We start from the raw sequence: 12,363 nt of genomic DNA, 5'->3' as shown, positions 1-12,363 counted from the left end.
AACATTTCATTTTTTTCCTGCGTTATGGTGGAGGCGAACTCTCTAAGGTGATGATTGCGAGATGAGATATAGTTTAGGGGCAGGGCGGCCGATTGGCACAAGCTCGTCTGCCGGTGATCCGAATGCACAGATCGCAGCGAAGCTGAAGGCGCTCTATCAGTCGGTGCAGGAAGAGGCGATTCCGGCACGGTTTCTTGATTTGCTGGAAAAGCTGGACGCGGCGGAACAGCACTCGACTCCGCAAGGCCAATCGGTTCTGCAAGGGAGGGAGTAGGCGCAGGGATGTCGTCCGAAAACCAAGAATTCAAGCGCGAGATGCTCGCCGCACTTCCTAGCCTGCGCGCCTTTGCAATGTCGCTGATCGGCCGCCACGACCGAGCAGACGATCTCGTGCAGGACACGATCATGAAGGCCTGGGCAAAACAGGACCATTTCGAGATCGGCACGAACATGAAGGCGTGGCTCTTCACGATCCTGCGCAACGAGCTCTACAGCCAGATGCGCAAGCGTGGTCGGGAGATCCAGGACAGCGACGGCCATTTCACCGAAACGCTCGCCCACCATCCCGAGCAATACGGTTCGCTCGATCTCCAGGATTTCCGGCGGGCCCTGGATCAGTTGCCACCGGACCAGCGCGAAGCGATCATCCTAGTCGGTGCATCAGGCTTCTCCTACGAAGAAGCTGCGAAGATCTGCGGTTGCGCGCTCGGTACCATCAAGAGCCGCGTCAATCGCGCGCGTCAGCGCCTCCAGGAAATTCTCCAGGTGCAAGGCGAGAACGACTACGGCCCTGACGAGACCTCGGCGCCCATTACCTCGCGCGCATTCGTTTCGTGATCTTCGTGCGCTCTTGAGGCCAGACCGTTGCAAGTCGGCGGCGGTCCTGCTTTTTTGCTCCGAGCACCAGTTACGGCGGTGAGGGCGGGAACCTTCTACAGCGCCGCGCGTCTTTTCAGACACGCAATGGACGCTGTAGCACTTTGAACCGCTGCATGTCTTTAACCTTAAGTCGGGTACGATTTAAGGAAACATGCAGTGGACCCTGATCGGTTCTGCTGCGACGGGTGCGCGAGTTTGGAGTTGGACCGGATGCGCGAGAAGACCGAGGCGCAAGTGCTCGATGCCCGCGAACGGCTTGGCGTCCTCCATGCCGCCGTGCCTGACATGGCGGTGCCGGACGGCGATTTCGATGGCCTTGCGAAACTCGCGGCAAGCCTGTTCGGCGCCCCAATCGCCCTCGTCAGCCTGGTTGACAGTGAATGGCAATGGTTCAAGGCCGCCGTCGGAACGACCGAAACGCGGCGGCGCTGCGACGAATCTTTCTGTCTCCACACGGTCGCAGATCCCGACGGCGTCTTCGTCGTGCTTGATGCGTCCAGGTATCCGTTGTTTCGCCATCGGCCAAGGGTCACCGATGCACCATTCCTGCGTTTCTACGCGGGCGCTTCCATTCTCCTGGACGGGCAGGCGGTCGGTACTGTATGTGTTTTCGATGTGGCGCCGCGTAAGGAGGTCGCGCCGAAGCTGATCGATGAGCTTCGCCGGATTGCCGGTATTGCCGCATCGCTGCTCAAGCTCAAGGACGAGTCGCGCCGGCGTGCCCTGAAGGAGGCGGCGCTTTCGCGCGAGGAACAGCGCCTCGCCATGGCGCTTGACGCAGCGAATGTCGGCAGTTGGCTTTGGGATATCCGCGCCGGCACGGTTGCGGGCAACGGCGCGATGATGCGTATGTTCGGGCTCCCACCCGAGCGTTTGGTCCGCGCCAGGACGGTCTTCGCCGCCATCCATCCCGACGACCGCATTGCGACGTTTTCCAAGCTCAGGCAGGCGATGACCGCCAACGAGGAATATGACGGCATGTTTCGCATCGGCGACAGCGGGCGCTGGCTGCTCGGGCGCGGCAGGGTTCATGACCGCGATGGCAAGGGCGCTCCGCTGACCTTCCTCGGCATGACCATCGATGTCACCGATCAGCAGGCCGCGGTACAGCGGACGCGGCTTCTGCTCAAGGAACTGAACCACCGGGTCAAGAATACCTTGGCGATGCTGCAGTCGCTCGCCCGTCAGACGCTTCGACAGACGAGCGATCCCGTCGAATTCATGGCCGCTTTCGCGGGCCGGCTCCAGTCCATCTCGGACGCACACGGGCTGCTGTCCGACTACGAATGGGGCACGATCCATCTCTCGGAACTGATATCAAAGCAGTTGCGTCCCTATGTCAGCGACTATGCCGAACAGGTCGAGATCCATAAGGACGAGATTCTGCTGGGGCCCGATCAGGCGGTTGGACTAGGATTGGTGCTGCACGAGCTGGCGACGAATGCCCTGAAATACGGGTCGCTGTCGGTGCCAAAGGGCAAGGTCGTGCTGACCGCGCGTGGTGTCCTAGAGGACGGCGGCTCCGTGTTGCATTTGACCTGGACCGAGGTGGGCGGCCCGCCGGTCCGCGAGCCGAGAAGACGTGGTTTCGGCTCGATCCTGATCGAGCGCAGTCTCGACAAGGTCATCGGCAGCTCGGTCAAGGTCGAATACCTGCCGGCCGGCGTGACCGCGCTCATCCGGTTGCCTTTGTGACCGTGATTCTGTTCGGCCTACAGTGCTGTGCCTCTTATCACACGCACAAAGGACGCTTTAACGCTTTGAAGTGCTGCATGTTCCCTTAAACCGGGTACGATTTACGGAAACATGCAGTCGTCGCGAAGGCGTGGTCGCGGCGGCGGGATAGGCCGTTACGGGCGCGCTCAATCAGCGCTTTTCATCGCGATGACGGCCCTTGCCGAGGCCGAGCAGGGCTCCGACCGCAACGGCGGTCGCCACGGCGAGCAGCGGCTGCCGTCGCAAGATGCCTGCCGCGGCCACGAGCGCCAGATTCGTCTGCATCGCCGCGAGGCGCCGGCGCTCTTCGGCGAGCCGCCGGTCGCGGGCGCGGAGCCCCACCATCACCGCGATCAGGATCAATGCTGTCACGAACAGAACGACGGCCATCGCCGAAACCGCCGCCACCGGCGAATAGCGCGCGGCGAGAAAGAGCGTGACTGCCGCCAGCGCGAAGACATAAGCCGTGCCGAGCAAGGTCGCGATGGTCGCCCATAAAATCACGTTGCGCCTGTAGCGCGAGGTGGCTGCAGCAACGTCGACTGCGAGCAAGGCGGACAAGGCGGCCCCGAGCGTTCCCATGCGAGCTACTCCGATTGCGTCATGCGGGGCAGGAAGAGCGGCCTTCCTGCAGCAGATCGTTCACGCCGTGGATATGCCTATCGGCGCAGAAGCGCTGCCGCGATGAGACCTATCACCGCTGCTGCGCCGAGCGTTGCGATCGGATGCTCGCGCACCGCTCTGCGGAGCTCCCTTTCCGTGCCGGAATAACGGTCGCGCAAATCGGAGAGCAGTTGCTCGCCGCTTGCCAGCAGATTTTCGAGATCGGCTTCGGCCCGATCACGCGCGCCTTTTGCCTTGGTTTTCGCGTCTTGGGAAACGGCCGCCCCGCGCTCGCTGAGCAGTCCGACGAGTGCCGCAATGTCCGCCCGAATTTCCTGGAGTTGGTCTTCGATCGGGGTTTCGCCGTGCCCGCCGTTGCGTTTCCTGGTGCTCGAACCCGAGAAGAGGCCTGTTGCCATGATGTGAGCTCCCTTTCGCTGCAACGCCGGCCAAGACAGCCGGCGCGTGTTCCCCTCGGGCAAGAAGCGCCTCGCCCGACATTCAGCGGAACAACGCATGAAGGCGAGATTCGTTTCGATAAATCCTGCCGTTACCGCAAATAGCTCCCGGAAATAGCGAAAAAGCGTCCGGGCGCGATCAGATCGTCACCGATTGTGGCAGCACGAAGGGGATATCGCGCATCGGAGTGACGTTGACCTGCATCCGGCATCCGAACACGGCCTCCACGGTTTCGTCGTTCAGGACCTCCCGCGGCGGTCCGCTCGCGCGGACGCGGCCGGCCCTCATCATGACCATCTGGTCTGCGAACATCGCGGTCAGATTGAGGTCGTGCATGACGGCGATGACGCCGCCTCCGCGCTGGGAGAATTGGCGCGCAAGCTGCATGATCGTCAGCTGGTGGCGAATGTCGAGGCTCGATACGGGCTCGTCGAGCAGGAGATAGCGGGGCTCGCCACCGCTGACCGGCGCCGAGATCTGGCAAAGGACACGTGCAAGCTGGACGCGCTGTTGTTCGCCGCCCGAGAGCTCCTGATAGAAGCGTCCGGCAAAGCCCGCCAGATCGACCGCCTCGAGCGCATCGTCGGCAATGCGGTCGTTGGCGGAGTCACTGCCCGTGCCGCCGGCCGAAAGGCCGAGACGCACGATTTCTCGCACCGTGAAGGGGAAGGAAATAACAGTCGCTTGCGGCAGGACGCCACGTTTTAGCGCAAGCTCCCATGGCCTGAGGGCGGCGAGATCATGGCCGTTGATGGTGACCTTGCCCGATACAAGCGGGAGTTCGCCGGAAATCGCCTTCAAGGTGGTTGTCTTGCCTGATCCGTTCGGGCCGACGATCGCCGTCATCGTGCCCGGAGCAGCATCGAACGAGACGCCATGGATCACCTGCCTGCCGGCAAGGCGGATGGAAATATCAAAAACCGTGATCATGACGCGTTCTCAAAGTCCCATGTTCGATCGGCCGCGCAGGAGGATCCAGAGAAAGAAGGGCGCGCCGACGAAGGCCGTGATGATGCCGATCGGCAGTTCGGCGGGCGAAACGATTGTCCGGGCCACCATATCGGCGAAGATCAGCATCGTGCCGCCGAGGAGCGCAGAGGCAGGCAGCAGGTAGCGGTGGTCGGGCCCAATGACGAGGCGCAGCAGATGGGGCACGACGATACCGACGAAACCGATGCCGCCACTGACGGCAACGGATGCGCCCGTCGCGGCCGCAACACTGAGGATTGCGATGTTCTTGAGGCGCTGGACGGGAATACCCATGTGGAACGCTGCCGCTTCGCCGAGCGTGATTGCGTTCAGGCCACGTGCCAGGAAGGGAACCACGGCAAGCGACATCAAAATGATCGGTCCGGCGGCGAGGATCTTCGTCCAGTTGGCGCCGGCAAGCGAGCCGAGGCCCCAGAAGGTCAGGTCGCGCAGTTGCTTGTCGTCGGCAATGAAGACGAGCACGCCGGTGTCCGCACCGGTGAGCGCGCCAAGCGCAATGCCCGCAAGCAGCATTGTCGCCACCGAAGTCTGGCCGCCGCGCGTCGCGATGCGATAAAGGAGGAGAGTCGTGGCAAGGCCGCCGAGGAAAGCGGCGACCGGAAGCGCGTAAAAACCGACCAGCGCAAAGAGCGGGCCGAACACGCCCGAACCGAGGACGATCAGCAGAACGGCGCCAAGGCTTGCGCCCGACGAGACGCCGACAAGGCCAGGATCCGCGAGCGGATTGCGGAAGAGGCCCTGCATCACCACACCGGAGACGGCCAGCGCCGCACCGACGAGCAAACCGAGCACCGCACGCGGCAGGCGGATGTCGAGGATGATGATGCGGTCGCGGACGCCCAGCGACTGATCGGCACCTCCTGTGCCGGCCAGCCAATGGACGACATTGGAGAGCGAGGCGTCGGCGGCGCCGGTCATGATCGACGTGACGAACGTCGCGGTCGCCAGGACTGCGAGTATGGCAATCAGCAGGCGCGCGAGGCCCGAGCGGTTCCCGGCGCGCCATTCGCTGACGATATTGGCGGCGAAGGCGGGCGCGCGCATGCTGCCATCCATCGCCTCACTGCGAGGCATTGGTCTTCTTTCCATAGATTGCGTTGTTCAGTTCGCGGATGGCGCCGGCAGTGCGGGGACCGAAGCCGAGCAGATGCAGCCCGTCCACGCGGACCAGCGCCTTGCTCTTTGCCGCTGGTGTCAAGCTCAGTGCCGGCATGGCGAACAGGTCGTCGACACCTGCAGAATGATCGCCGCCCCGAGTCATCATCAGCACGACGTCCGGCTTGGCTTCGATGATCGCCTCGTCCGTCAGCGCCTTATAACCTGGAAACGTTGCGGCGGCATTGACCGCGCCGGAAAGCTTGATGATGCCGTCAGCGGCCGTGCCGGTACCCGATGCCAGGATCTTGCCGCCCTGCGTACTGAGAATGAAGAGGACACGCTTGCGTTCGCTTTCGGGACGCTTGGCTGCGTCCGCCAGCGCACCATCGAGGTCCTTCTCCACGGATTGAGCGAGCGCCTCCGCCTTGTCCTTCACGCCAAGAAAAGCCCCGACGGCCCGGATCTTCGCGACGATGCCGTTTTTGTCGAAGGTATCGGGAACGCTGGTGAATGGGATCTTTGCTTCCTTAAGCACGGCGAGCGCCTCGGGCGGTCCGCTGCCTTCGATCGCGACGATTGCTGTCGGATTGACGGCGATGATGCCTTCCGGCGCCAGTTGTCGCATATAGCCGACGTCCGGCAGCTTCGTTGCGGCTGCCGGATAGGTGCTGGTGGAGTCCCGACCGACGAGGCGGCTTTCCTCGCCGAGCGCGTAGATGATCTCGGTGATCGCGCCGCCTACCGACACGACGCGGGAAACATCCGGTTGCTGCATGTCCTCGGCCATTGCCGGGCGCAGGAACGAGGGGCCGTCGGGGGCCAGTGCCGGCAGCAACAGGGGCGCTGAGAACGCGAAGGCGGCAAGCGCCAGTTCCCAGCGGCGAAGGCGGCGGAAATCGAGACCGGTGATCATGATCGTCCCTCAGGCCGCGACGATCGTGTTGAGCCGGGGCAGGCTTTCGACAAGGGAGCGCCACTCCGTCCGCTCGGCGAGGCCTTCCTTGCGCTTGCCGAAGAACTGGATGACCATCTCACCCTTGGCGTCGAGTGCTTCGAGCGAGGTCACATGGCCGTCGGTCGTCGGTTTGCGGACGGCCCACAGTTCGGCGATATGGTCCGTGCGCAGATGCAGATGGAACGTCGGATCCATGACGTTGAGCCACGGGCCCATCACCCCGATGCGGGCAACCGGACCGGAATGGATCTGGATGACGCCGCGATTGCCGACGAAGCACATGATCGGCAGTTCGATTTCGGCGCTGCCGCGCATCATCGCCTCGACGCCCGTAGGATCAAGGCGCCAGGCCAGATCTTCGCCGACGGCATGGAGGGCTTGGCGCCGGCCGATATTCAGGTTGCGCAACATGCCGTGGAACTGGTGGGTGTCGGTCAGCTTCGACCAGCGGTCGCGGAGCTCCTCGGCATCGACCGCAACGTTGGATTTGTCGTCGCTCGTCGGTGCGTTCGTTTCGGCAACGAAGTCCTGCGACTGGTCGTCCAGGCGGAAGTCCTCGACGATCCTGTCGTAGGCCGCTCCGTTCGAGGCCGGGCGCAGATGGACCTTGTGGACGGCGTTGCCCCACCTGTCGAAGAATTGCAGGCTGTGGCGGACATCGCCGTTGGCGTCGGTCTTGGTGACGGCAAAACCGTGGGCCCAGGCACTTGGGAAAATGCGCAGGTCGATTTCGGTTCCCAGCACCAGGGCCGCCGCCTTTCCCGCCTTGATGTTTTCGTAGACGCCGATCTTCTCGTGGACCGCACTTTCGTTGCGCGTGAGCGCGAGCACTTCACCCAAATCCTCGACCCGCTCCAGGAAACGGTTGGCGTCGCTGTCGATGCGAACCGTCGTCAGGCGGCATTCGGCGGCAACGAGCGCAGCTTCCGAAACGCCGAGCTGCGCGGCGATATCGCGCTCGCGCAGCTTCGGGTTCGCAGCGCGGTAGGCACGAATTTCGTAAGGGGTTGGGCGAATGCTCTCGATCATTGTTTTCTGCCTATTTGTTCAGAATCAGTTTGCCCTGACGGGTGATCCTCATCCGGTAGATCGCACCGTCATGGGAAATGAGGATCTCGCTATCGCCGCGGAAGAGATCGCGGCTCTCCACGATTCGCTGGGATCGGTCCGCCAGGCTCGGCTGCGAGGGGCGCGCGGTATCGGTATCGTTAGGTGTCACGGTTTCGGCCAGTTCGCGAGGGACGAACCGGCTGTTTTCCCGAACTCCTCCCACGTATTCCCTTTTATTATCTTGACTTCATTACTCATATTTCTTTAAGGACGCAATACCGGATTTTTATAGTCAAGTTTATGAGCGCGAGCTGTTTGAGGATTGCCGGGAGCACGCGTGCAGATGTCGAGTGGTGTTGTGATGACGCATCCTTTCCGTTTGGCTTTTTCGGCCGTATTCGCGCTTGTTTCCGTGACCGCGCCGGCCATCGCGCAGGAGGTTGCGGCTTCAGGCGGGCTCGCCATCGAGCTGAATGAGGTCGCCCCATCGGAGAAGGGATGCAAGCTGACGTTCGTCGCCGGCAATGCGCTGCCGCAGTCGCTTGCGAAAGTTTCGTTCGAATTCGTTCTCTTCGATCAGCAGGGCCTGGTGGAACGCATGGCCGTGCTCGACTTCCGCGATCTGCCCGCCGGCAAGACGAAGGTCCGCCAGTTCGATCTGCCGGGCACGAAATGCGAGTCGGTGAAGAGCCTGCTGATCAACGATGCGCCGGCATGTGTCGGCGAGGGCGTCGACAAGAACGCCTGCATGACGGGTCTCAAGACCGGTTCCAGGTCGGCGGTTGAACTCAAGGGCTGAGCGTGTCGACCGATCGGCGGTGAAGGTAAGGCATCGATGAAACAGACGGTGAAGTGGACGGCGGCGATTGCGCTATCGCTCCTTGCGCATGCGAGCGGCGCGATGCTGTTCAGCCCAGACGAGGAAGCGGTTCAGATTGCCGGCGGCGCCGCCACCGAAGTGACGCTGCTAGGCGATGCTTTTGAGCAAACGCTCCAGGCGGGCGATCCTTCCGAAATCGTCGAGCCGACCGAAGAGGTGCCGGAAGAACTGAAGCCTGAGGAGGTCCAGCCGACCGAGGAAGTCAGAGAGGAAGTGCCGCCGAGCACGCCGGAGATCGCCGTACAACAGCCGTCGGACATCACGCCGGCGGAGGCGGACGTCATTCTGCCCACCGAAGAAATGCCTACACTCCAATCGCCCGAGGCCGTCGTGACAGCCAGCGTGGCGCCGGTCGAGACCGTCGTGCCGGAGGAAAAACCGGAGCCGGAAAGGGTCGAGAAGCCGAAGGCAGAAAAGCCGGAGCCGAAGAAGCAGCCGGTGAAGAAGAAGGTCACGCGGAAAAAGACCGGTGACGGCGGCGAGCAAGCGAAATCGCAGGTCAAAGGCACGGCCGACGGCGTAGAAAATGCCGCGGCAAGCGCAGCCACGGGCGACAAGGGCCGCGTCGCGCAGCAATCCGGGAACGCGGCAGTGTCGAACTATCCCGGTAAGGTGCGTAGCAAGCTCAACCGCGCCTTCCGCTATCCCTCCGAGGCAAAGCGCCAGCGTCTGCGTGGTGTCGCCCAGGTTCGCTTCACCGTAACCTCCGGCGGGGGCGTGGCGGGCGTCAGTCTGGCGAAGAGCGCCGGTTCGCCGATCCTCGATCAGGCCGCGCTTGATGCGGTGCGCCGCGCGGTCCCGTTTCCGGCGATTCCTGACGGGGCCGGTCGCGACCGCTGGGTTTTTACCATACCGCTCGCCTTCAACCGCTGAGTTAGTATTCGCTCAAGTTTGAAAGCGAAACTCGCGGGCACTTGGCTTGGTCGTGCGTGCCGACCGAGCGGCTGAGGCGCGGGCAGTGTGGGCCTGATAACCGTCTGCAAAAATATGAATTAAACACTCATGTTTATACTTTACTCTGATTGTCAAGTTTAATAAGTTGCCGCCGTCACGCAACCACTCGGTGTGTGCTCTGAATCAAATCGCGAGGGCGATCCAACGGCAAAGCGCCGGGGGCGCCGAAAAGATGGAGAGGAATGCATGCGCGACAAGCGGCAGAACGCAGGCAAAGGTGGCAAGGGCAAAGCGGCGAATGTGGCATCCGAACCAGGCCCCGATGCCGGTAAGGTAACGCTCGAGGGGCGCAGCTTCCTCTATGTCGGCGGCAGAGACTGCCAGGTTGCCCATCTGCGCGAGATTGCCAGTTCCTTCGGCGCGGAGTTGATCCATCATGACGGGGGCTTGCGCGAGGCCGTTTCGCGTATCGACCGCGTCCTTCCGTCGGTCGACTGTGTCTTCTGCCCCATCGACTGCATCAGTCATGACGCGTGTCTTCGCGTGAAGACCGGCTGCAAGAAGTGGGGCAAGGCTTTCGTGCCGCTCCGCAATGGCTCGAAATCGAGCCTCGAGCGGGCGTTGCAGGATCTGACCACCAACAGCCGCGACAGCTAACCTTTCCAAGAAACGATGTCACGCGTGCACACGGGCACGTCGTGCCTGGAGAATCGTCAATGAACAATGAGCGTCCCGATCAAATGATGATGATCGGTCTTCACAAGCTGGCCTCGCAATTCGGCGATGGACTGGTGCCCGAACTTTACGAGTTGCTGACGCGCCGGGCCCGCATGCTGGAGGAAAATCCGAACGTTGCCGAGTTCCCGACTTGGCAGGCGCGGCAGCCGGGCAGGGACCCTCTTGGCCTTGCGTCACCGCCTGAGGGCGCTATCCTGCCGTTCCCGAGTGTCGGAACCGACGCTCCCTTGAAGAAGGATCGTGCATAGAGCAATTCCAGGAAAAGTGTGTAACGGTTTACCGTTTCGATGAAACGGTGAAATGCTCGGGAGCGACGACATGTACTTCGCCATGAACCGTTTCCGCATTGCGATCGGCCAGGAAGAGGCGTTCGAGGCCATCTGGAAAGGCCGGGACACAAGCCTGGCCGAAATGCCCGGCTTCATCGCCTTCCACCTGCTTCGCGGAGAGAGCGTGCCGGAAGAGGGCTATACGCCCTTCATTTCGAAATCGACCTGGGAAAGCAAGGACGCTTTCATTGCCTGGACGAAGTCGGAAAATTTCCGCGCGGCGCACCGGAGCGCCGGCGACAACAAGGCCATGTATCTCGGTCCACCGAAATTCGAAGGTTACTCCGTGGTCGAGGGCGCGTGAGCGACGCTTTTTAGCTTGCGCTCGACGGCAGAAATGCCCCGAGCGCCACGGCGAGCCAGCCCGCCATCATCGTCAGCCCGCCGAGCGGTGCCGACATCGGGAAAAGGCCTTGGCCGAGAGCATGGCGTGCGGCGAGATCGCCAGCGAAAAGCGCGGTCCCTGCGGCCAACAGCAAAGCGGCGATTGCGGCGGTACGGAAATGGGCCCATCCGGCGTGGAGCGCCACGAGTGCCGGCGCATGGGCAAGGCACATGGCGGAGGCACCGCCGAGAAGCCGTGGGTCGGCGCCGTGCGAGGCCGCTGCCGCAGCGCCGACACCGGCGATCCCCATCAATCCCGCGACGAAAAGCACGGTCTGACGTGGTGCGTTGTTCGGCATCGAAGACTATTCCTTATTCTGCATGTGGTGGGCGAGTCGCGTGATCGGTTCGAGAATGATCGCCCGCAATTTCGGATGGGCAACGGTCTCTTCGAGCGCGCGCGTGAAGCAAAGAAGCCATTCGTCGCGCTCGGCCGGGCCGATCTCCGCGATGAAATGGCGACGGCGCAGCATCGGATGGCCGCGTTTTTCCACATAGATCGGCGGCCCGCCGAGCCAGCCGGTCAAATATTCGTAAAGTTTCTCCTCGCTGCCCGAGAGATCCGGCGGATGCACGGCGCGGCAGCGGGCGGCCTCCGGGAGGCTGTCCATGAGCGCGTAGAAGCACCGCGTGAGCGCGCGAACCGTGGCGTCGCCGCCGATCGCTTCGTAAAGGGTTGTCGTTTCGCTTCCCGCCATACCGTCGTCCTTTGCCGGATTGGTATAACGCGACCCGCCATTCGACAATGTCTTTCGCCGCCTTTGCGGCGTTTCATCGCGTCGAGCCTATACTTGACAAACCGTCTGGACGGTATCTTTATGGGCCATGACAAACGCCCATCGTAGGAAAAAGCAGCCGGAGCACGTTCGCCAGCAATTGCTGGAGGTCGCCGCACGCCTGTCGCTGGAGCAGGGCATCGGCGCCGTGACGCTGGACGCGGTGTCGCAGGCGGCCGGCGTCAGCAAGGGCGGGCTCCTGCATCATTTTCCGAACAAGCTCGCCCTGCTCGATGGCCTCTTCGACGAACTCGTCGCACGTTTCGATCGGGCAATCGAAGAGGCAATGGCGAACGACGATGTCGAGCAAGGGCGCTTTACACGCGCCTATCTGACCGTCTGCTTTGCGCTCGATGCGGAAGCGGAAGGGAAGGGATGGCAGGTGCTGACGATCGCATTGCTCGCCGAGCCGCATCTCAAGGCGCGCTGGCGCGGCTGGGTGGCACGACGCGTGGAGGAATTCGCAGCGACCGACTCCTCGCCCAACTGTCTGCTTGCCCGTTTTGCCGCTGACGGTGTCTGGCTGGCGGACCTGCTTGGGAGTCATGAGCTCGATGCGCCGATCCGAGCGCTTCTGCTCCAGAACCTCAAGGCGCTTTCACTGCAGTAGGC

The 12,363-nt window shown here is 62.6% G+C and carries 18 protein-coding genes; 9 read left to right on the top strand and 9 right to left on the bottom strand.

What is annotated here, in order from left to right; translation table 11 throughout:
* Positions 1-61: 61 nt before the first annotated feature.
* The 3 genes from FKV68_RS15695 (at position 62) to FKV68_RS15685 (ending at position 2,574) form a co-directional block, all read left to right on the top strand.
* The gene (locus tag FKV68_RS15695) at positions 62-274 is read left to right on the top strand and encodes a NepR family anti-sigma factor (RefSeq protein ID WP_180938718.1); all 213 of its coding nucleotides are present in this window, start codon (positions 62-64) and stop codon (positions 272-274) included.
* 8 nt (positions 275-282) lie between these two features.
* Positions 283-837 carry an RNA polymerase sigma factor gene (locus tag FKV68_RS15690; RefSeq protein WP_180938717.1) on the top strand — a complete coding sequence of 185 codons (555 nt, stop codon included), beginning with the start codon at positions 283-285 and terminating at the stop codon, positions 835-837.
* Between the two features lie 252 nt (positions 838-1,089).
* On the top strand, positions 1,090-2,574 hold the full coding sequence (locus tag FKV68_RS15685; RefSeq protein ID WP_180938716.1) for a sensor histidine kinase: 1,485 nt from the start codon (positions 1,090-1,092) through the stop codon (positions 2,572-2,574).
* Positions 2,575-2,745: 171 nt separating this feature from the next.
* Here the strand turns inward: FKV68_RS15685 and FKV68_RS15680 are convergent, their stop codons facing one another.
* The 7 genes from FKV68_RS15680 to hemP all read right to left on the bottom strand — a co-directional run bounded on the left by FKV68_RS15680 (position 2,746) and on the right by hemP (position 7,919).
* Entirely contained in the window at positions 2,746-3,177 is a 432-nt protein-coding gene (locus FKV68_RS15680; protein WP_180938715.1) for a hypothetical protein, read from the bottom strand.
* A gap of 77 nt (positions 3,178-3,254) precedes the next feature.
* On the bottom strand, positions 3,255-3,617 hold the full coding sequence (locus tag FKV68_RS15675; protein ID WP_180938714.1) for an ElaB/YgaM/YqjD family protein: 363 nt from the start codon (positions 3,615-3,617) through the stop codon (positions 3,255-3,257).
* 178 nt (positions 3,618-3,795) lie between these two features.
* The gene (locus tag FKV68_RS15670) at positions 3,796-4,587 is read right to left on the bottom strand and encodes a heme ABC transporter ATP-binding protein (protein ID WP_180938713.1); all 792 of its coding nucleotides are present in this window, start codon (positions 4,585-4,587) and stop codon (positions 3,796-3,798) included.
* Positions 4,588-4,596: 9 nt separating this feature from the next.
* A complete protein-coding gene (locus FKV68_RS15665; protein WP_180938712.1) occupies positions 4,597-5,721 on the bottom strand; it encodes a FecCD family ABC transporter permease in 1,125 nt (374 codons plus the stop codon).
* Complete coding sequence (locus FKV68_RS15660; protein ID WP_180938711.1) at positions 5,708-6,658, bottom strand: heme/hemin ABC transporter substrate-binding protein; 951 nt, start codon at positions 6,656-6,658, stop codon at positions 5,708-5,710. Before FKV68_RS15660 ends, FKV68_RS15665 begins: the two co-directional genes overlap by 14 nt.
* 9 nt (positions 6,659-6,667) lie before the next feature.
* Positions 6,668-7,729, bottom strand: a complete 1,062-nt coding sequence (locus tag FKV68_RS15655) for a hemin-degrading factor (RefSeq protein ID WP_180938710.1) — start codon at positions 7,727-7,729, stop codon at positions 6,668-6,670.
* A gap of 10 nt (positions 7,730-7,739) precedes the next feature.
* Entirely contained in the window at positions 7,740-7,919 is a 180-nt protein-coding gene (hemP, locus tag FKV68_RS33650; protein WP_180938709.1) for a hemin uptake protein HemP, read from the bottom strand.
* 192 nt (positions 7,920-8,111) lie between these two features.
* Between hemP and FKV68_RS15645 the strand changes: the two genes are divergently transcribed.
* From FKV68_RS15645 to hmuQ, 5 genes are all read left to right on the top strand, one after another.
* On the top strand, positions 8,112-8,549 hold the full coding sequence (locus FKV68_RS15645) for a hypothetical protein (protein WP_180941530.1): 438 nt from the start codon (positions 8,112-8,114) through the stop codon (positions 8,547-8,549).
* A gap of 36 nt (positions 8,550-8,585) precedes the next feature.
* Positions 8,586-9,503: an energy transducer TonB family protein gene (locus FKV68_RS15640; protein ID WP_180938708.1), complete on the top strand. Its 918-nt coding sequence runs from the start codon at positions 8,586-8,588 to the stop codon at positions 9,501-9,503.
* A 267-nt stretch (positions 9,504-9,770) separates the two neighbouring features.
* A complete protein-coding gene (locus tag FKV68_RS15635) occupies positions 9,771-10,181 on the top strand; it encodes a DUF2325 domain-containing protein (protein ID WP_180938707.1) in 411 nt (136 codons plus the stop codon).
* 59 nt (positions 10,182-10,240) lie between these two features.
* The gene (locus tag FKV68_RS15630) at positions 10,241-10,510 is read left to right on the top strand and encodes a hypothetical protein (RefSeq protein ID WP_180938706.1); all 270 of its coding nucleotides are present in this window, start codon (positions 10,241-10,243) and stop codon (positions 10,508-10,510) included.
* Between the two features lie 70 nt (positions 10,511-10,580).
* On the top strand, positions 10,581-10,895 hold the full coding sequence (gene hmuQ, locus FKV68_RS15625) for a heme-degrading protein HmuQ (protein WP_180941529.1): 315 nt from the start codon (positions 10,581-10,583) through the stop codon (positions 10,893-10,895).
* Positions 10,896-10,905: 10 nt separating this feature from the next.
* Here the strand turns inward: hmuQ and FKV68_RS15620 are convergent, their stop codons facing one another.
* A complete protein-coding gene (locus FKV68_RS15620) occupies positions 10,906-11,274 on the bottom strand; it encodes a DUF423 domain-containing protein (protein WP_180938705.1) in 369 nt (122 codons plus the stop codon).
* 6 nt (positions 11,275-11,280) lie between these two features.
* A complete protein-coding gene (locus tag FKV68_RS15615; RefSeq protein ID WP_180938704.1) occupies positions 11,281-11,673 on the bottom strand; it encodes a globin domain-containing protein in 393 nt (130 codons plus the stop codon).
* A gap of 127 nt (positions 11,674-11,800) precedes the next feature.
* Here FKV68_RS15615 and FKV68_RS15610 point away from each other — a divergent pair, with 127 nt between their 5' ends.
* Positions 11,801-12,361, top strand: coding sequence for a TetR/AcrR family transcriptional regulator (locus FKV68_RS15610; RefSeq protein ID WP_180938703.1), 561 nt, complete (start codon positions 11,801-11,803; stop codon positions 12,359-12,361).
* Positions 12,362-12,363 lie beyond the last annotated feature (2 nt).

The sequence above is a fragment of the Sinorhizobium mexicanum genome, from assembly GCF_013488225.1.
GTDB classification, from domain to species: domain Bacteria; phylum Pseudomonadota; class Alphaproteobacteria; order Rhizobiales; family Rhizobiaceae; genus Sinorhizobium; species Sinorhizobium mexicanum.
This window is presented reverse-complemented; position numbering and strand designations above follow the sequence as displayed.